Consider the following 19059-nt stretch of genomic DNA (forward strand, 5'->3'; position numbering starts at 1 on the left):
GCCATGACTTAGCCCGCTTCGAGACCCTTTCGCCAGTGCCCCTCAGGAGCGCCGGGGGACGGCGCTGAGTCCCGTCCCCAGGATGAGCACCAGCGCCTGCGAGGCCTGGACATGGAACAGCGGATCGTGCAGCAGGGACAGCAGGCAGAAGAACGCGAGCGCCCCGAGCGCGCCCAGTCCCTCGGGCCGGTTCCGGGGAAGACGCCACGCCAGCCAGCCGAGCAGCAGCACGAAGAGCAGCGCACCCGGGACGCCCGTCTCCGCGGCCATGCTGACGAACTGGTTGTGGGACTTGCCCGGGTGCTCGCGCGCCTGATCCGGCATGTCCGGAGTGGCCCAGAGGCGGGCCTGGAAGCGGCCCGGTCCCACACCGGTGACGGGGTACGCGCGCACCGCGCACAGGCCCGTCTCCAGCAGCGCGGACCGGCTCCCCGAGCCCTTCTCCGTGGAGCTGTTGAGGAAACGCTCGCGCAGGGGCCGGTTGATGGCCAGCGTCAAGACGGCCAGCCCCAGCACCGCGGCGCAGGCGGGCAACGCCACACGCCTCGGCAGGCCGAGCAGCACCACCAGGCCCATCACCGCCACCAGGGCCACGCTCGCCGCCCGGGCGTACGGGAAGAGGCCCACCGAGACGAGCCCCACCGCCGCCACGGCCAGCGCCACCGTCCGCCGCCGCCCCTTCAGGAGCAGCCCCACGCCCAGCGCGAAGGCCACCGCCATGCCGCCGATGTGCGAGAACTTCAGCCGGTGGAACAGCAGGCCTCCGGCCATGAAGCGGTTCTCCGTGCCCGGCACGGCCTCATAGACGCGCTCGAAGGACAGGCGCATCCACCGGAGCGGCTCCAGCGCCTCCTGCGAGGGCCACACTCCGAAGTGCTGCAGCCCCGCCACCGCGCACGACACGAGGAACACCGTGCTCAGGATCCACGCCAGGCGCACGCGCCGCGCGTCCGACAGGTGGCCCATGGCCACCGCCGCCACGGGAATGCCCGCGAAGTCCAGCAGCCGCGCCACGCCCGTCCCGCTCGGCCGATGTCCGGACAGCGCCGGCACCAGCAGCGCCCATGCGAGGAATGCCACCAGGGGCCACCAGGCGCGCAGCGCGCCACGCACGGTGACGCCACCCTGACGGGCCGCCACCAGGGCCACCAGTGCGCACGCCGCGAGCCCCACCGCCGCGAGCGCCTCCAGGAACAGGCACCCCACGCCCCACAGGGCCAGGCACACCAGGAACCCGCGCTCGAGCACCTCGGACCGGACGTTCACGCGCCACCGCCTCCCAGCCGGCCCTCACCGCGCAGCCACAGCAGGGCCGCGGCCACCGACAGCAGCGCGACCGGGAACCACGCGGCCACCGCGGGCGCCATCCGCTCCGAGAGCGCCAGCGTCCGCGTCACCACCATCAGGCCCCACATCATCACCGAGATGAGCAGGCCCTCGACGATCGCCACCGTCAGGTGTCCCTTGCGTCCCGGGCGCAGCGCCAGACCCACCGCCAGCAGGGCCGCGGGAAGGCTCGCCATCGGGTGGGCGAAGCGGTTGTGCAGCACGAGCGAGAACTGCCGCGTATCCCGCCCCACCTCGCTCCGCACGCGGATCTGCTCGCGCAGCACGGGGATGCGCATCTGCTCGGGCCGGCCGGGGCGCAGGCGGAACGTGTGCGGGGTGACGCCCAGGTCGTACTCGGCCTCCGCCATCTGGCGCACCTGGGACTGGCCGTCCTTCGTGAAGGAGCGCTCCACCACTCCGCCCAACATCCAGCGTGTGCCCTCCACCGAGCGCATCGTGTCCGCGTCCACGCGCCGCGCCAGCCGGAACTCCGGGGTGACGGTGAGGATGGCCACGTTCTCGAAGCCCTCCTGCGCGTTGCCGCGGCGCAGGTAGAAGATCTGGTCTCCCTTGCGGAACCACTGCTTGGGCGTGTGGTACACGCCCCAGTCTCCCCAGCGGTTGAAGCGCTGGGTGGTGATCTCCTCCACGCGCTGGGAGGCCTTCACCACCACCCACTCGTCGAAGGCGATGAGCCCCACGCAGGCCAGCCCCACGCACAAGGCCACCGGCAGGTAGAGGGCCTTGGGGCCGAAGGTGAGGGAGCGCATCGCCGTCACCTCTCCGCGCTTGCGCAGGGAGGACACCGAGGTGCCCGCCGCCAGCAGCAGCGCCACGGGCCCGAGCTGCTGCGTGGCCACCAACGCCTTGTTGGCGTACAGCACCACCACGTTCCACAGCCAGCCCTCGCCGGTGTACTGGCGCGCCCGGTCCACGAAGTCCACCACCAGGAAGATGGAGAGCACGGCGGCGAGGATGCCCACCGCGAACTGGAGGTACGTGCGGACCACGTAGCGGAAGAGCGTGCCTCTCACCGCACCGTCCCCGCCCGGCTGACGCGGTACATGGCCACCAGGCCCACCAGGCCGAAGATGATGTTGGCCAGCTGGTTGGCCAGCGGCAGCGGCACCCGGTCCTGCAGGCCCAGCTGCTCGCAGAAGCGCATCAGCAGGTGGAAGGCCACGTAGCCGCCCAGCGACAGCAGGTAGCCCCACGCGCGTCCGCCCTGCCGCCGCCCGATGGCCAGCGGCGTGCCCAGCAGCGCGAAGGACAGCGGCGCGAGCGCATGCCCCAGCCGGTTGTACAGCGAGTTCAGGAAGGGCTTGGGATCTCCCCCGGTGCGCTCGGCCTCGTCGGCGGCCTGGAGCAGCTCGGAGGGCGTGAGCTCCTCCTTCGGCGAGCGGAAGCGGTTGCGCCGCCCCATGGAGCCCTCCACGCCCACGGCGATCTCCGCCTGCTGGAAGGTGATGACCGAGTACGACTCGGAATCCTGGTTGGCCCGGTGCGCCTCGCCATCGCCGAGCTCCAGCGTCAGCACCTGTCCGGCGCGGTTGGTGTTCACCTGGCCCTTGCGCGCGAGCATCAACAGCGGGGCGGACGGCTCCCGGTCGTCATGCAGCAGCACGTTGGTCCACCGGCGATCCTCTTGATTGACCGTCTCGGCGTAGAGGGTGAGGTTGGACAGGTCCTCGTAGAAGACGCCCGACTTCACGTCGCCCACCACGTTCTTCTTGATGAGGTCCGCGACGAAGGTCTTGATGCTGGTGAGGCCCCACGGCTCGGCGGTGGAGGTGATGAGCACCATGAGCGCCGCGAGCACCGCGCCGATGGCCAGCGGCCCCGCGAGCAGCTGCACCGGGCCGATGCCGAGCGCCTGGAGCGCGGTGAGCTCGCGATCCTCCGACAACCGGCCCAGGCCCAGGAGGATGGCCAGCAGGAAGGCGACCGGCAACGCCATCATCAGGAAGTGCGGCGCCAGGTAGACGATGAGCTGCCCCAGGTCCGCCAGCGACACGGACGAGCCGAGGATGACGTCCGAGCCCCGCAGGAACTGCATGACGAAGAGGAGCAGGAAGAGGAAGGCCACCCACACCACGAGGGGGATGACCAGCTCCTTGAGCAGATAGCGGGAGAGCAGGCTCACGGCGTCACGTTACTTCGCGGTGGGCGCCCTCAGCCCCTTGGCGCCGATGTCCCGGCGGAAGTGCATGCCCTCGAAGCGGATGTGGGCCGTGGCGGCGTACGCCTGGGAGCGGGCCTCCGCCAGGTCCGCGCCGCGCGCGCACACGGTGAGCACCCGGCCACCGGCCGTGAGCCACGCCCCGCCCTTCTCCTCCACGCCCGCGGCGAACACCGGGCAGCTGGCCGGCACCGCGTCCACGCCCTCGATGCGATCTCCGCGCCGCGGCGTCTCCGGGTAGTTGTGGGCGGCGAGCACCACGCCCACCGAAGCGCCCGGATGCACCGCGAGCGGGCGCTGCTCCAACCGGCCGCGCGCACACGCGTCCAGCAGCGGCAGCACGTCCTCCGCCAGCTGCATCATCAGCACCTGCGTCTCGGGGTCTCCGAAACGCGCGTTGAACTCGAGCACCCGGGGCCCGTTGCGCGTCAGCATCAACCCCGCATACAGCGCACCCCGGAAGGGGATTCCCCGCCGCCGCAGCGTGGCCAACGTCGGGGCGATCACCTGCTCGCCCACCTCGGAGAGCTGCGCGGCGGACAGGAAGGGCGCCGGTGCGTACGCGCCCATACCGCCGGTGTTGGGGCCCGTGTCGCCCTCCCCCACCCGCTTGTGATCCTGCGCCGGCGGGAGCAGCACGTAGCGCTCGCCGTCGCACAGGGCGATGACGGACACCTCCTCGCCCTCCAGCAGCTCCTCCAGCACCATCCGCTGGCCCGCCGTGCCCATGGCGCCCACCGCGCGCACCGCCTCGCGAGCGGCCTGAGCGTCGTGCGCCACGATGACGCCCTTGCCCGCCGCCAGTCCGTCCGCCTTCACGACGATGCGGCCCTGCTCCACCGCGTAGGCCTCGGCCGCGGCCACGTCGGTGAACACCTGGAAGCCGGCGGTGGGCACACCCGCGTCGGCCATGATCTCCTTGGCGAAGGCCTTGGAGCCCTCGATGAGCGCGGCCCCCTGCACCGGGCCGAAGCAGGCGATGCCGGCCGCGCCGAGCGCATCCGCCACCCCCGCCATCAACGGCGCTTCCGGACCCACCACCACCAGGTCCACCTGCTCCCGCCGGGCGAACGCCACCACCTCGCCGGGCGCATCCGCCTTCAGCGGCACGTTGGTGGCCACGCGGGCGGTGCCCGGATTGCCCGGGCCCACCCACAGCTTCGTCAACCGCGGGCTCTGGGACAGCTTCCACGCGAGCGCATGCTCCCGCGCGCCAGAGCCGAGCAGAAGGACCTTCACATCAACCTCGTTTGTCGAGTGAGTAGAGGACGCGTTTGGCGGGCATGTACGACGGATCCAGGCTCAGCAGCCGCACCAGCCGTTCGCGGACCGAGTCGCGGCTGGAGGCCCCCTCCATCTCGGCCAGCTTCACTTCCGCCGAGTACAGCTTGGGGGCGAGTGTCACCGCCTCGCGCAGCGAGCGCTTGGCCTGCTCCAGCTCCTTGGATTCCAGCATCACCAGGCCCAGGGCCAGGTGGGCGACGGCCACCTGACGGCCCCCCGCCACCGCGCGAGCGGCATGCGCCTTCGCCGACTTCAGGTCCTTGCGGCCCAGGGCGATGAAGGCCCGGAAGGCGGACGCGAGCGCGTTGTTGGTGTCGAAGTCGTTCACCTTCTTCAGCAGCTTCTCCGCCGCCGCGGCATCGCCCTGGTGGAAGCGCAGGAGGCCCTCGTAGAGGTTGGCCAGCAGGTCGTCGTCCCCACGGCCAGCGCCCACGATGGAGCCCTCGAGCCCGTCGAGCAGATCTCCCGGGCGCAGGTAGAAGGAGGTGACGGCCGGCCGGGGAGACAGCCGCATCGGATCTCCCTGGCTCGCCTGGGCGAGCACGCGGAAGGACTCGTCCCGGCGCCCGCTCTGGGCACCGGCCACGCCGGCCAGCAGCAGGGCATCCACGTAGCGCGGATCCTGCCGTGCGGCCTCCAGGAAGAGCGGCATCGCTTCTGCGGGCTTGCGCTCCAGCAGCCGCAGCCGTCCCTCGAGCAGCTTCTCCAGCACGGGCGAGTCGAGGTGGCCCTTGAGGCCGGCGAAGTGCTCGGCCGCGGCCGTGGCGTCCTTGCGCTTCACGGACACGAGGAAGAGCTGGAGGTGCGCCGCCGGGTTGTTCTTCTCCAGTTGCAGGGACTCGCGGGCCGCCTTGGCCGCCGCCTCCAGGTTGTTGGCCGAGCGCTCCGCCGCCGCCAGGTGCAGCAGCAGCTCCGCCACCTCGCGCTCGTCGTACTTCTCGCGGTTGCGCAACAGGGCCCGCAGGGCCCCGAGCCCACCGGACAGCCCGTTCTCCACCTGGTAGCGCATCACGGCGATGGCCAACAGTGCTTGGAAGTCATTCGGCGTGCTCTTGAGGCGCGACTCGTACAGCTCGCGCGCCTGCTCCACCTGGCCCACCTCCATGAAGATGCGGGCCAGCGTGGACCGGGTCTCCCAGTGATCGGGATCCTGCGCGAGCCGCTTCTGCAGCCGCTCGATGGCCAGCGAGTAGTCACCGGCCGTCTCGTCGGCCAGCGCGCGGTAGTAGTGCACGCGCTGGAAGTCCGAGGCGAGCGACAGCGCCGACTCGAAGTGCTCGTTGGCCAGCTCCCGGGACGACGTCAGGAAGACGCGGCCCAGCACCAGGTGGGCCTCGGCCTTCTGCGCCGGGGTGCCAACCTTGGGATTGGCCAGCACCTCCTCGGCGAGCTTCTGCGCCTGCTGCACGTTCTCCGAGTTGCCCGCGCGCGCGAGCAGGAGGTTGGCGTGCGCCACCAGGAGATCCGCACCCCGCTGGGAGCGGCCCTCCGCGGCCTCGATGAGGGAGCGCGCCTCCAGGAAGGTCGGGTCATCCATCCGCGAGCCGAGCCCCAGCGCGAGCGCCTGGACGTAGCCACCGATGGCCGTGTCACTGCGGGGATCCAACAACAGCGCCCGCTGGAAGGACTCGGCGGCCTCCGAGTAGGCGACGCGCTGATCCTTCGCGAGCAACGACTGTCCCTGTGCGAGGAGCTGCTTGCTGTCGCCGCTGTTGGCGTCCACGAACATCAGCTGCCAGCGGGGCAGCACGGACTCCAGCGCGGGAGGAAGCGTGGCCGTCTCGGACGGCTGCTTGCCGGACGAGGACGGCGTGGACCCACCGCCGCTCTCGGACTTGCCGCCGCCCACCAGCTCCTTCACCTGGGGGACGAAGAAGTACGCGGCGCCGCCGCCACCCACGAGCAGCAGGACCACCGCGGCCGCGATCAGACCGCCACGGCCTCCACTGGAAGCCGACACGGCCACGCCGGAACGCTGATTGACGGCGCTGCGGGGCTCGGGCGCCAGCGGCGGAGGAGCGGCGCGTGCACCACTGCCGGGCTCTGGAGGCAGCGGCGCGCTCGCCGGGGCTCCGCCCGCGTCACCGAGCGGCGGCAGATCGAGGACCTCCACCGGACGGCTCTCGGGCACGGGGGCGGGCGTGGGCTTCTGCGACGCGCGACGCCGGCAGTCCTCGCATGCCCCGAGCGCCAGGTCGAACGGGTCCACCAGCTGCTTGCCGCACTCGCGGCACGGCTTCTGGGCGCCAGCAGCAGGCGCGGCGGGCCGGGCGGGAGCCGCGACGGGCATGGGCGCCGCCACGGGCGGAGCAGCCGCGGCGGGCGCCGGCTGCGCGGGCGCTGAACCGAAGAAGTCCATGAGCGGATCATTCTCCGGAGCCGCGGCGGCGGGAGCGGCCACGGGAGGTGGCGAGCTGAAGCCCGGCGGCGCGTTGAAGTCGAAGATCCCGTCGTCCGCCATCTCCGGCAGCGCGGCGGGAGCGGGCGCGGGCGCGGCCACGGGAGGTGGCGAGCTGAAGCCCGGCGGCGCGTTGAAGTCGAAGATCCCGTCATCCGCCATCTCCGGCAGCGCGGCGGGAGCAGGAGCGGGCTTGGGCGCGGCCGGCTTGGGCTGTGGCGCGGGCGGGTCGAATCCAGGCGGCGAGTTGAAGTCGAACAGCGCGTCGTCGGACGGAACCGAGTAGGCCGGCGCGGCGGGCTTGGGCTGCGGAGCGGGCGCGGCCGGACGGGCCTGCACCGGCGCGGCCGGCCTGGGCTGCGGCACGGGGGCCGGAGCGGGCGCGGGCTCATCGAACAGCAGATCGCCGGACGGAAGCGAATAGCCCGGCGTCCCCGGCTTCGACGAGGCACCGAGGTCGATCGCCGGATTGGAGGGCGAGGACTGGGTGAGCTCGGAGAGGTCACCGAACAGCGAGTCCTTGTCCAACGGAGCGGCGGGCGTGGCCGGCCTGCCGATCGCCGCGAGGTCGTCCATCAACGAGTCCGCTGGGGCCTCATTGGGATCCGACGCCGGCTCGAGGTCCCCGAGATCGCCGAACAACGAGTCGGGCGACAGGGGCGCGGACGGCGTGGCCGGTCTCGCGGGGGAAGCAGCGGGCTTCGCCGCCACGGCCGGCTTGGGCGCGGGGGCGGGTTTCGCCGCGGCGGCGGGTTTCGCCGCGGCGGCAGCGGGCTTGGACTCCGGGACCGCGGGCGAGTCCTCGCGCTTCACCAACTGGAGGTGACGGCAGCGCGGGCACTGCGCGCGCACGCCCTTGGGCGTGATGACCCGGTCATCGATGGCGTAGGCCGCCGCACATTTTTGGCAGATGATCCGCATGGCTCAGTGCCGGAAGTGTCGCACTCCGGTGAGCACCATGGCCATTCCATGTTCATCGGCCGCGGCGATGATCTCTGAGTCCCTCACCGAGCCGCCAGGCTGGATGACGCAGGTGGCCCCCGCCCGGGCGGCCTCGTCGAGCCCATCCCTGAAGGGGAAGAAGGCATCCGAGGCCACGGCGCTCCCCCTGAGGGCCTCGCCCCCTCGGGTGGCGGCGATCTTCGCCGAGTCCACCCGGCTCGTCTGCCCTCCTCCCGCGGCCAGCAGTTTCGAGCCATTGGCGAACACGATGGCGTTGCTCTTCACGTGCTTGCACACCCTCCAGGCGAAGCGAAGAGCCCTCTCCTCCTCTAGGGTGGGCGCCCGCTTGCTGACGACCTTCCACTCGAGCGGGGGCTCGACGGCATCCCGATCCTGGAGCACCAGGCCGCCGGACACGCTCCGGGCCTCCAGCTGGGCCCTCGGCCGGGCAGTCGTCGAGGCCAGGCCGGGACCCGCCTCCAACAGGCGCAGGTTCTTCTTCGCCCCGAGCACCTGCAGGGCCTCGGCCGAGTAGGACGGGGCGATGACGGCCTCGAGGAACGTCTCCGCGAGGGCCTCGGCGCAGGTGCGATCCACCTCGCGGTTGAGCGCGACGATGCCACCGAAGGCGGACACCTCGTCGATGGCGCGCGCCGTGCGGTAGGCCGTCACCAGCGACGCATCCAGCGCCACGCCGCACGGGGTGTTGTGCTTGATGATGACGGCGCAGGGCTGCTCGGGGAACTCCAGCACCAGGCCCAGCGCCGCATCCAGGTCCAGGATGTTGTTGTAGGAGAGCTCCTTGCCCTGCAGCACGCGCGAGAAGGCCACGGTGGGCTCGGCGGGCGCGGCGTGCTCGCGGTAGAAGGCGCCGCGCTGGTGCGGGTTCTCGCCGTAGCGCAGGTTCTGCACCTTCTGGTACGCGAGCGTCTGCTCCTGGGGGAACGGCTCGCCGGCCTGTGAGGACAGCCAGTTCGAGATGGACGCGTCATACGCCGCGGTGTGCGCGAAGGCCTTGCGCATCAACCGCCGGCGCGTCTCCTCGCTGGTGGCGCGGGACTTCTCCAGCTCGGCCAGCACGGCCTCGTAGTCGTCCGGGTCCACCACCACCGTGACGTGGCGGAAGTTCTTCGCCGAGGCGCGCACCATGGCCGGCCCGCCGATGTCGATCTGCTCGATCACGTCGGCCTCGGAGGCACCGGAGGCCACCGTCTGGCGGAAGGGGTAGAGGTTGACGGCCACCAGGGAGATGGAGGCGATGCCGTGGGCGGCCATCTCCGCCCGGTCACTGTCCAGGTCCGGCCGTCCGAGGAGGCCACCATGGATGCGGGGGTGGAGCGTCTTCACGCGGCCCCCGAGGATCTCCGGGCTCTGGGTGTGCTCGGAAACCTTCTTCGCGGGGACTCCCGCGGACTGGAGCGCGGCGAGCGTGCCCCCGGTGGAGAGCAGCTCGAAGCCGAGCCGGACGAGCCCCTGCGCGAAGGGGACCAGACCGCGTTTATCGGAAACGCTGAGGAGAGCCAGCACGGGTTTGCACGCCTCTGTCTGTAGGAGAGGCGGCTCGTCTAGCAACCACCCCACGGGGTGTCAACGAAGCATGCAACCCGTGTGCGTCAGCGGATTCCGGCCCGATTTTCAGGGCTTGCGGGCGGAGACCGGGGGCTCGGCCTCGGTGGCCTCGCGCAGCTTGAGCAGGCCGCGCGTCTCCACCTGGCGGATGCGCTCGCGGGTGAGGTTCATGATGGCGCCCACCTCCTCGAGCGTGATGCCGCCCTTCTCCGCCACGTCCAGGGCGCAGGTGTGCTCCAGCTCCCAGATCTCCTTGTCCGGGAAGTTGAGCTTGATGGAACCGGTCTCCGGGTTCACATCCAGGTAGAGGTTGTGCTTGCAGGACACGAAGAGGCACGGACGGGGACCGTTCACACAGTCCGCCCGCGTCTTCGGCCGCTGCGAGTCGACGGCGGTGAGGAGCTCGCTCTCCTCGGGATCGATCTGCCCCGTCAGGCGGCGACGGCGCAGATCCCTGGCCATCTCCTTCCGCGACATCGTCTTCGAGCGACGGCGCTCCGCCCCACCGTCCGCCTCCGCGGGCGCCTCCTCCTCCGGCCGCTGCTGCTTCACTTCAGACATGTCCCCTCCAACGATGAGTCCACTCTACCCGGTCCCCCACCCTTCAGCCTACGGCGAATGGAGCTTTTCGTCTCGGCGCGCGGTGACCGCGCTTCCCAGCCGGGCCACATCCCGGACCAGTTCCCGAGCCCTTGACTTCAACGACGCCAGCTCTGCTTCCAGTGTGCGCCGGTACTCCGTACCGAACGCGCGTTCCCCCATCTGATCCTGAAACCCCTCGAATACCTCGGAGAGATCCCGCTCCAGCTGATCGATGTGATTCTTGTGGAACAAGAAGGAACGCTTGATGTCCTCCAGGGTGTGACCCTCGGCCATCATTTTTTTGATGGCGTTGATCCGCCGAACTGATTCCACCGGGTACAGCCCCCGGCTCCCCTGGTGCTTGCCCTTGCGCCCCACCCGGCGACTGCGGGGCAACAGGCCTACCTGCACGTACTTGCGGAACGTCGCCTCGGAGAGCTGAACGCCGCGGGGACGGAAGATCTCGAGGATCTCCCTCGCGGGCAGCCCGCCAGCGAAGTCGCGTTCGATGCGTTCGAGCTCGTCGGGCTCCAGCAACCGCATGCCTTCCATTCAATATATGCTACTGAATGGAGGGCATTGAATGCCAGAAGGCGCCCGAAGCTGTCAACAAGAGCCTGTAGCAGCCGGTAGCACCGGACGTACGAGGGCCCTGGCGCACCGGAGCAGGCCGGCGGCGCGGGGGTTACGAGGTCAGGAAGTGAACGGCGGGCGCGCTACTTGCGCGTGGCGTTGAAGGCCTTCGTCACCCGGCCGTTGGGCGCGAGGGTGAAGTCGGAGGACTCGGTGCGCGAGGGGTGCTTGAAGGTCACCTTGTGGGGGCCCGCCACGAGCGGAATGTTCGCGGTGCCCTGCAGCTCGCGCCGGACCAGCTTGCCGTCGACGTAGACGTCGGCATACGGCACTGCCTTGACGGAGAGCGTCCCCTTGGCCTCCACGGCGGGAGCCTGCTCCGCCGGGGTCTGCCCCGCGCTCCCCGTCTGGGCGGGAGGAGACTCGGGCGGCGGCATCGCGGCGGCCACGGCTCCCGCGTCGGGCGAGCCCGCATCGGGGGCCGCCGCGACAACGGGCTCGGGGACGGGCGGCGTGGGAGCCTCCGCCTTCGGTGCGGAGGAAGGCATGACCGGAGCGGATGCCGAAGCCTCGGGAGCCGGCGGCTTCGACGGCGCCACCAGGGCCGCCACCCCGCCGATGAGGACCACGGCCACCGCGCTCGCGCCAACCCAGAGTCCCTTGCCCCCACGCTTCGGCGCGCTGGCCTCGGCCACGGGCGGCATCACCTGGGCCACCCGGACGGGGGCAGCGGGCTCGAGCGCCGCGGGCTCCGGTGCCCTCCCCTGCTCCGCCGGGCCCACCACGGGCATGGGACGGGAGTTCCTCGCCCCCTCGGCCGGGGGCAGCGGCTGGGTGGAGCGCGGAGGGAGCGGGTCGCGGGACAGCACCTGGGTGGAGGCGGAGACCAGGGCCTCCTCGGAGGCGTCCGGGCGCACGGGCCTGTCACGCCCCGAGGCCGGATTCGAGCCGGGCAGCACCGCGGTGGGCTCGCGAACGGGCGCGGACGCCTGGGCGGCGGGCTCCGACACCTGCACCGAGGGCGACTCTCCCGTACGGCTCCGCGCCTGCGCGCCCGGCGTCGTCCCCGCCACGGGCACGCTGCCGGAGCGGCTGCGCTGCGAGCGGTCCATCAGCGCGGAGGGAACCGCGATGAACTGGGTGAGCGGGACGTCGAAGAGCTTCCGGACGAAGGTGCCCACGTCCGTTTCGTCCACGCTGGTCGCGCGGTGCAGCACGCACTGGGCGAGCGCGCGCTCCAGCTCGCCCGCCGACTGGTAGCGGGCCTCGGGATCGCGCTCGAGCGCGGTGCACACCACCCGGTCCAGTTCCTCGGGCACGTCCGGGTTGAGGCGGGCCGGCCGGGCGATGACGCTCTCCTGCACGGCCCGGAGCACGGCCATCTCCGAGTCCCCGTCGAACAGCTTGCCGCCGGTGAGCATCTCCCAGAGCACCACGCCGAGCGCGAAGACGTCCGTGCGCGCGTCCACCTCTTCCCCGCGGGCCTGCTCCGGGGACATGTACGCGAACTTGCCCTTGAGCACACCCGGCTGGGTCAGCTTGTTGCTGGCCTTGGCGATGCCGAAGTCGGTGAGCTTCACCGCGCCGTCGTAGGACAGCAGCACGTTGTGCGGGGTGACGTCGCGGTGCACCAGGTGCACCAGCTGCCCATCCGAGGACTTGAGCCGGTGCGCGTAGTGCAGCCCGGCCGCCACCTGCGCGCCGATGTGCGCCACCAGCACCGGCGGCACGGAGATGCCCTTCTCCCGGCAGCGCTTGCGCAGATCCCACAGCGAGCAGCCGCGCACGTACTCCATGGCCAGGTAGTACGAGTCCTCGTGCTTGGCGAAGTCGAAGATCTGCACCACGTTGGCGTGGTTGAGCCCCGAGGCCAGCCGCGCCTCGGCGATGAACATCTGCACGAAGCTCTCGTCGTCCGACAGGAACGAGCGCACGCGCTTGATGACGACTTCCTTCTCGAAGCCCTCGGCGCCCGTGGAGGTGGCCAGATAGATTTCCGCCATGCCGCCCTCGGCGAGCTTGCGCTTGACCACGTACTTGCCGATGGGGGTGCCTGCTTCGAGTGTCACGGCGGAGATCCCGGAGAACGAGCTAGAACTTCACGACCACTTTGTTGTGGCTGTTGGCCTTCACCTCGACCCGCTGGGTACGCGTCCCCAGCTCCGGGTTCGAGAACTTGCACTCATACACGCCGGCACTCAGGGAGACGTCCGGCAGCGGCGTGGTGCCCAGGTTGCGTCCACCGCAGGACACCTCGGCCCAGGGCGTGACCGCGAAGCGCACCGTGCCCCGGCGCGACTCCTGCGCGGCCACGCGCTCCACCGGGCCTGGAGCGGAGCTCGGGGCGACGCGCTCGGGCTCTGGCTTCGGCTCCTCCCGGGCCGGCGGGGGGGGCGCGGTGGCGGCCACCACGGGCTTCGGCTCCTCCCGGGCGGGCGCGGGTTGCGCGGGGACGGACGGCGCGGACTCCGGCGGAGCAGCGGGCTTGAGCTTGGGCGCGGGCGCCACCGCCACCGGAGCGTGCTCCGTATGAAGGGCGAACCACCCTCCCAGGCCCACCCCCACGACGAGCCCCACGCCCACCGCCAGCAGCGCGAGCCGGTACGACTTCCGGGGCGCCTGGGGCGGCACCGCCGGCTGCCGCGACCGGCTCGACTTCGGCGCCAGGGTCTTCTCGGGATCCGACCCCTCGGAGAGCGACTCGTCTTCCACCTCGGGCGGCGGGGTCCGGCGCCGGGTGGACCTCTCGGGAGCGGAGGAGCGCGGCTCCTCCCCGAGCTCGGGCGCCGGAACCCGGCGGATGTCCACGGTGCGCCGGGGCTCCAGGGGCTTGCGCTCGGAGGAGCCCCGCGGCTCCCTCCGGCTCGGGGTGCGCAGCGAGGGCCGCTCCGGCATCGGCGCCTGCGTGTCCGCCTGGCGCGGCGCCGCCATCGTCTCGACACCGGACTTCTCGGACGTCCTGCCCGCACCGGCGGGCAGGGCGCCATCGGCATCCTCTATCAGCACATCCCCCAGCCGGGCTTCCTCGGCCAGCCGCGCGGCGTACAGCTCCTTCATGAAGGCCGCCACGTGCGCCGTGGACGACGGCAGCTGGTGCGTCAGCAGCCAGTCCTCCAGCGCCAGCTGCAGCTGCAGCGCCTCCGCGTACCGATCCTCCGGCTCGCGCGTCAGCGCCTTCATGACGATGGGGTCCAGGTCCTTCGGCACCCGCGGGTTGATCTGCGAGGGCGGAAGGATCTGACAATCCGCCACCGCCTGCAGCGTGGCCATGTCCGTGAGGCGCTTGAAGAGGCGCATCCCGGTGAGCAGCTCGTAGAGCACCACGCCCAGGGCGAAGATGTCCGTGCGGCAGTCCAGGTTCTTCTGCCCGGCGGCCTGCTCCGGCGCCATGTACGAGTACTTGCCCTTGAGCACCCCCGAGCGCGTCACGGTGGCCTGGTCCGCCGCCTTGGCGATACCGAAGTCCACCACCTTCACCCGCCCCTCGAACGTCAGGAGGATGTTCTGCGGGGAGATGTCCCGGTGGACGATCCCCAGCGGCTTGCCCTGGGCGTCCTTCTGCTTGTGCGCATGGTCCAGGCCCGCGCAGGCCTCGATCATGATGCGGCACACCAGCGGCACCGGAATCAGCTGGCCGCTGCGCTCCGCCCGCTTCCACACGCGCCGCAGATCCTCGCCGTGGATGTACTCCATGGCGATGAAGTAGCTGTCGTCCTGCGCCCCCAGGTCGTAGATGTCCACGATGTTGGGGTGATCCAACCGGGCGGCGATGCGCGCCTCGTCCAGGAACATCCGGACGAAGTCCCCGTTCTCCGCCAGGTGCGGGAGGATGCGCTTGATGACCAGCAGCTTCTCGAAGCCCTCGGGACCCCGCTGGCGCGCGAGATAGATCTGCGCCATGCCTCCCATGGCGAGCCGCTTGAGGAGCTGGTATTTGCCGTAGTTCTCGTTCGACACGGTGCGACGCGCCCCCCTCGTACGGCAGTCACGCCGTGCAGGAGGAACACCCGGAGGCGGAAGGGGCCCCGAGCGTAAGCGGCCCGGCCGGGTGGGTCAAACGTCCTGTCGCACTTTTCCCCCGGATCCCCCCCGGGGACGCACTACCCTCCGCGACGGGCGGGGGCCCTGACCTGGCGGGTCTCCCGCATGAGGGCCTCCAGCTCGTCCAGGTGCCGCTGCAGCACGGGCATCAACAGGGGGGCGGCGTCCACCCGGTCGAAGAGGTCCAACACCCGGTCCACCTTGCGCTCGATCTCCGCGGCCCGGGCCGGGCTGATGCGGCGCAGGAGCAGATCCACGCCCGCCTCCATGAGGACGCGGGCCACGGCGTCGCGGGAGACGAGCGGCTCGTCCTGCCGGCGCTGGCCTCCGCCTTCGATGACCCGCAGGCCGCCAGGCGAGCGGGCGGCCGGTAGGGACGAGCGGCGGGTGAGCGGGCGCTCGGAAGTGGAGTTGTCGTCGTGCTGTCGGGAGCTCACCGTCGCCTCCTGCTGCGGGGACGCGCTCAGGGTACTCAGCATGGGGTGCCGTCCAATTTTCCGGTCAACCGCACAGACCGATGCAGAGCTGTAGCACCCGGGGCCGACATGTCCCGCCCGGAGCCGGAATACCGGCCCCGGAGCGCCTCCCCTCGCCGGGCTGCTCAGCGGCAGGCGCGGCGGTAGTAGACCTCCACCTTCGCGCCCGGAGCGGGCGCCGTGGCGAAGACGACGCTGTTGGTGGCGCCGTCGTAGGTCCAGCCACTGGTAACCAAGGAGCCATTCACGCGCACCGCGATGCTGCCCGCGTCTGGCGGCTCGCTGAGCGGGAAGCGGTCCTGGGCCGAGAACGCCTTGGTGGCCACCGAGCGGAGCAGCGGCGCGTAGTCCGCGGCGCACGCGGAGAGCACCTCGCCACCCGTGCGGGAGGCGGCCTCGGCATAGCGAGTCCCCGCGCCACCCGAGGTGGGGCAACCGGAGGCCGTGGGCGCGATGGCGTAGAGGGTCATGCGCTGCGGCTGGTTCTCGCCCTTGCGCGTGCGCAGGAAGCGCACGTAGGTGTCCACGCTGTCGGGCGAGTGATCGTCCTCGTCGCCCATGAAGACGACCACCAGCGCCGCCTCGTCTCGCAGGAAGCCCAGGTTGCCGTCGTTCTTCGGCGCGGTGCGCGGATCATCCGCGTTGTTCACCAGCGGAGGCGACAGGGCGCGCCGCACGGCCTCGAAGCCCTGCTCCACCGTGGCGCACTGGCCCACGTTCACGTTCTGTTGCAGCACGGAGGCCAGGCCCGGCGTGCGGTTCGTCAGGATGCGCGGCCGGGTGCCATCCACCGGGACGAAGCGGCCCGCCTCACCGCCCTGCGCCCCGCCGGGGCACGCGTTGGAGACCGGGTCGATGCCCGTGGTGGTGACCGCCACGTGCAGATCCACGCCCCGGGCCAGCGCCGCGTCGGCGAAGGCGGGCATGGCCGCCGAGATGCGCGGCTGCTCCTCGACCATGGACGCCGTGTTGTCCACCACGAAGAGCACGTCCACCTTGGAGCCGTCCTGCTGGATGAACGTGTCCGTCTTGTCCATGCGCCTGGAGGACTCGCCGATGAGCGGGACGAGCAGCGGCACCGGCAGATCCGACGAGTCCACGAAGAGCGGCGACATGTTCAGCCCGTACACCTGGGCCAGGTAGCCCACCGTCACGGTGAAGCCGTCGTTGGGGTCCAGCGTGAAGGGCGTGGCCGGCGCGTCGTGGAGCTCGAACTCCCCCTCCGTGGTGCCCGCGCCGATGAACACGTTGGACACCGTCACCGGGTTGCGGCAGGCGTTGAGGTAGTTCACCTCGCGCGGGGCCGGAGCGCAGTCCGGACGCGACACGCCGTAGTCCACGAAGCGCGGCGAGGCCACCAGGCACGCGTTCTGCGAGTGCGCCATCAGCGGCACGTCCACCACCGGGGTGACGGGATCCGCCGGCTCGAACCGCACCGCCCCCGTGAAGTCACCGCCCGACACGGGCGCGCGGAAGGCCACCATGTAGCTGAAGTAGTCCCCGGGCCAGATGATGACGCCGTCCAGCGCGCCGCCGGGCATGGTGAACACCCCGCCTCCGTCGTCGCTCAGGCGGATGTTCTTCACCGCGCACAGGTCCGTGCCCACGTTGGCCACCTTCACGCCCAGCACCGCGCCGTAGCCCGGCTCCACCGTGCCGAAGTCCACCGTCGCCGGGGTGACGGCCAGCTGGCAGGGCAGGTGCGGCTCCGCCAGGCCCGTGAAGTCCAGCTCCGTCGTGTTCCCCGAGTACATGTCCGTCGTCATCAGCAGCCGGCCCGCCGCGGCGCCCACGCGCATGGGCTCGTAGAAGACCTTGAAGTTCACCTCCTCACCGGGCAGCAGCCGGTGCGGCAGCGTCAGCGGCGCCACGTTGAACTGCACGTCCGCGTCCGGATGCCCGTCCGACGAGTGGAACTCGAGCCCGTAGATCGTGAGCGGCCCTCCGTTGGCGGCACCGCAGTTCTTCACGTTGACGGTCACCGGCGTCTTCGAGCCGATCGGCTGGCGCCCGAAGTCATGGGCCACCGGCGACACGCACAGCTCCGCCGCGCCGCCAAAGCCGCGCAGCGCCACGTCCGTGGTGGGGTGGCGCTTGCTCACCACGTGGAAGAAGGCCATGTCCTCGGCCGGCCCCATGTGGCCCGGGCTGTAACGCAGCTCCCAGGTGCGCGTCTCGCCACCCTCCAACACCAGCGGCAGCCCCGGCGCCCCATGGCTGAAGGAGGCATCCCGGCCCTCCAGCTTCAGCTCGGTGATCGTCATGGGCTCCGTGCTGAGGTTGTGCAGGCGCGCCAGCCGGAAGCTGTCCTTGTCCACGGGGATGGAGCCGAAGTCGAGCAGCGGCGGCTCGGCCACCACGGCCTGCTCCAGCGCCTCGGCCGCCACCTGCACCGCCACGTCCGAGCAGCCCTTGCACGGCGACACCGCCAGCGCCACCTGCTTGCGGCCCACCCGCCCCGGCGAGAAGGTGAGGGGCACCTCGCGCTGCTCGCCCGGCCCCAGCGTCACCGGCTCCGAGGAGAACTCGTCCCGATCCGCTCCCACCAGCTTCGGCGTCACCTCCACCGGCATGTCCGTGGGGTTGTTGACGGTGAAGGTGAGCGTCTTGGAGGAGTCGGCCTCGATGCGGCCGAAGTCCAGCCGCCGCGGCGTCACGCGCGCCCAGGCGTCCACCCCCAGGCCCTGCAGCTTCACGCGGATCAGCGGCTCCTTCTTCGAGTCCGAGCGCACCACCAGCGTGGCCGGCAGCGGCCCCTCGCCCTGCGGCGTGAAGCGCACGCGCAACGTACAGTCCCCGCCCGGAACGAGCGAGTGTGGACCCTCGTGGGTGAAGTCCACCTGCCAGGCTCCGGCAGGCCCCTCCACCCAGGCCTCGTCCACGATGATGCGGGAGCGTCCCACGTTGCGCAGCACCACTTCCGCTTCGCGCCCGTCGAAGATCGCCACCCGCTGGAAGTCCAGACCACCCGGCGTCGCCGCCAACCTGCCATCGGCAATGGCCGGACGGTCCCGATCGGCACACCCCGTCAGCACCCACAGCGCTGCGAGGACACACAGGCCCCATCGCCTGCTCATGGATCCCATTCCCCTTCCCCACCCACACCCTGCGCCCACCCACCCGGAGCCCACACGAGGAGCCCGGAGGGATCAGGGTGCGAAGCTAGGCACCCACGGTGGGGGGGGCAACGTCCACCCCAGTCCCTCCGTCCGGCACTGGCACTCCCCCACGACTCCCACACGCGCACGTGTCCGCTTCCGGTCGGAACACCGAGACCCGCGTCCGAGCGCGGACCGGCACGACCCTTGCTCTCTTCCAGGGTGGAACCGCAACGGAGGGAAGCGTCATGAACGAGCGGCAGATGCGCGACTGGATGAAGGAGAACCTCGGGCGGCTGAAGACACTGCGCGATGAGATCCGCGTGGACATCCACCTGGCGGGCATGGAGGCCAAGGACAAGTGGAAGGAGCTGGAGCCCGTGGTGCGCGACGCGGAGAAGCTCGCCGAGGAGGTGACGGACGTGTCGCAGCGGGCCATGGAGGAGCTGGTGGAGAGGTTCCGCGGCTTCCGCGAGTCGGTCCGCCACCACCGGCCGGGCGGGCAGGCGTAGCGAAGGGGCGGCCCGCGGCGGGTGCAATTCCTGCGCACCGCCGCACCGGCCCCGCAAGCAGTGCACCCGAGCAGGG

At 71.2% G+C, this 19059-nt stretch carries 13 protein-coding genes; 1 reads left to right on the forward strand and 12 read right to left on the reverse strand.

Going from position 1 to position 19059, the window contains the following annotated elements; genetic code table 11:
* Window positions 1–42 precede the first annotated feature (42 nt).
* The 12 genes from AC16DP_RS16115 to AC16DP_RS16170 all read right to left on the reverse strand — a co-directional run bounded on the left by AC16DP_RS16115 (window position 43) and on the right by AC16DP_RS16170 (window position 18450).
* A complete protein-coding gene (locus tag AC16DP_RS16115; protein ID WP_483956776.1) occupies window positions 43–1266 on the reverse strand; it encodes an O-antigen ligase family protein in 1224 nt (407 codons plus the stop codon).
* A complete protein-coding gene (locus tag AC16DP_RS16120) occupies window positions 1263–2363 on the reverse strand; it encodes an LptF/LptG family permease (RefSeq protein WP_483956777.1) in 1101 nt (366 codons plus the stop codon). The genes AC16DP_RS16115 and AC16DP_RS16120 overlap by 4 nt, the downstream gene beginning before the upstream one ends.
* Window positions 2360–3472 carry an LptF/LptG family permease gene (locus AC16DP_RS16125; RefSeq protein WP_483956778.1) on the reverse strand — a complete coding sequence of 371 codons (1113 nt, stop codon included), beginning with the start codon at window positions 3470–3472 and terminating at the stop codon, window positions 2360–2362. Before AC16DP_RS16125 ends, AC16DP_RS16120 begins: the two co-directional genes overlap by 4 nt.
* A 9-nt stretch (window positions 3473–3481) precedes the next feature.
* Window positions 3482–4747, reverse strand: a complete 1266-nt coding sequence (purD, locus tag AC16DP_RS16130; RefSeq protein WP_483956779.1) for a phosphoribosylamine--glycine ligase — start codon at window positions 4745–4747, stop codon at window positions 3482–3484.
* Window position 4748: 1 nt separating this feature from the next.
* Complete coding sequence (locus AC16DP_RS16135) at window positions 4749–8111, reverse strand: tetratricopeptide repeat protein (RefSeq protein ID WP_483956780.1); 3363 nt, start codon at window positions 8109–8111, stop codon at window positions 4749–4751.
* Between the two features lie 3 nt (window positions 8112–8114).
* Window positions 8115–9659, reverse strand: coding sequence for a bifunctional phosphoribosylaminoimidazolecarboxamide formyltransferase/IMP cyclohydrolase (gene purH, locus AC16DP_RS16140; protein ID WP_483956781.1), 1545 nt, complete (start codon window positions 9657–9659; stop codon window positions 8115–8117).
* A gap of 108 nt (window positions 9660–9767) precedes the next feature.
* Window positions 9768–10262 carry a sigma factor-like helix-turn-helix DNA-binding protein gene (locus tag AC16DP_RS16145; protein ID WP_043389932.1) on the reverse strand — a complete coding sequence of 165 codons (495 nt, stop codon included), beginning with the start codon at window positions 10260–10262 and terminating at the stop codon, window positions 9768–9770.
* Window positions 10263–10310: 48 nt separating this feature from the next.
* Window positions 10311–10835: a MerR family transcriptional regulator gene (locus AC16DP_RS16150; RefSeq protein WP_483956782.1), complete on the reverse strand. Its 525-nt coding sequence runs from the start codon at window positions 10833–10835 to the stop codon at window positions 10311–10313.
* A gap of 164 nt (window positions 10836–10999) precedes the next feature.
* Window positions 11000–12925 carry a serine/threonine-protein kinase gene (locus AC16DP_RS16155; protein ID WP_483956783.1) on the reverse strand — a complete coding sequence of 642 codons (1926 nt, stop codon included), beginning with the start codon at window positions 12923–12925 and terminating at the stop codon, window positions 11000–11002.
* A gap of 22 nt (window positions 12926–12947) precedes the next feature.
* A complete protein-coding gene (locus AC16DP_RS16160) occupies window positions 12948–14813 on the reverse strand; it encodes a serine/threonine protein kinase (protein ID WP_483956784.1) in 1866 nt (621 codons plus the stop codon).
* A gap of 143 nt (window positions 14814–14956) precedes the next feature.
* Window positions 14957–15244 carry a hypothetical protein gene (locus AC16DP_RS16165; protein ID WP_483956799.1) on the reverse strand — a complete coding sequence of 96 codons (288 nt, stop codon included), beginning with the start codon at window positions 15242–15244 and terminating at the stop codon, window positions 14957–14959.
* Window positions 15245–15498: 254 nt separating this feature from the next.
* Window positions 15499–18450, reverse strand: coding sequence for a choice-of-anchor D domain-containing protein (locus AC16DP_RS16170; RefSeq protein ID WP_483956785.1), 2952 nt, complete (start codon window positions 18448–18450; stop codon window positions 15499–15501).
* 269 nt (window positions 18451–18719) lie between these two features.
* Between AC16DP_RS16170 and AC16DP_RS16175 the strand changes: the two genes are divergently transcribed.
* Window positions 18720–18983 (forward strand): hypothetical protein, encoded by a 264-nt coding sequence (locus AC16DP_RS16175; protein ID WP_483956786.1) that lies wholly within the window; start codon window positions 18720–18722, stop codon window positions 18981–18983.
* Window positions 18984–19059 lie beyond the last annotated feature (76 nt).

The sequence above is a fragment of the Archangium sp. genome (assembly GCF_057119385.1).

Coding starts and splice junctions, on each gene's coding strand:
- AC16DP_RS16135 (WP_483956780.1), bottom strand. CDS start 8,111: ATGCGGATCATCTGCCAAAAATGTGCGGCGGCCTACGCCATCGATGAC.
- AC16DP_RS16145 (WP_043389932.1), bottom strand. CDS start 10,262: ATGTCTGAAGTGAAGCAGCAGCGGCCGGAGGAGGAGGCGCCCGCGGAG.
- AC16DP_RS16150 (WP_483956782.1), bottom strand. CDS start 10,835: ATGGAAGGCATGCGGTTGCTGGAGCCCGACGAGCTCGAACGCATCGAA.
- AC16DP_RS16170 (WP_483956785.1), bottom strand. CDS start 18,450: ATGAGCAGGCGATGGGGCCTGTGTGTCCTCGCAGCGCTGTGGGTGCTG.
- AC16DP_RS16175 (WP_483956786.1), top strand. CDS start 18,720: ATGAACGAGCGGCAGATGCGCGACTGGATGAAGGAGAACCTCGGGCGG.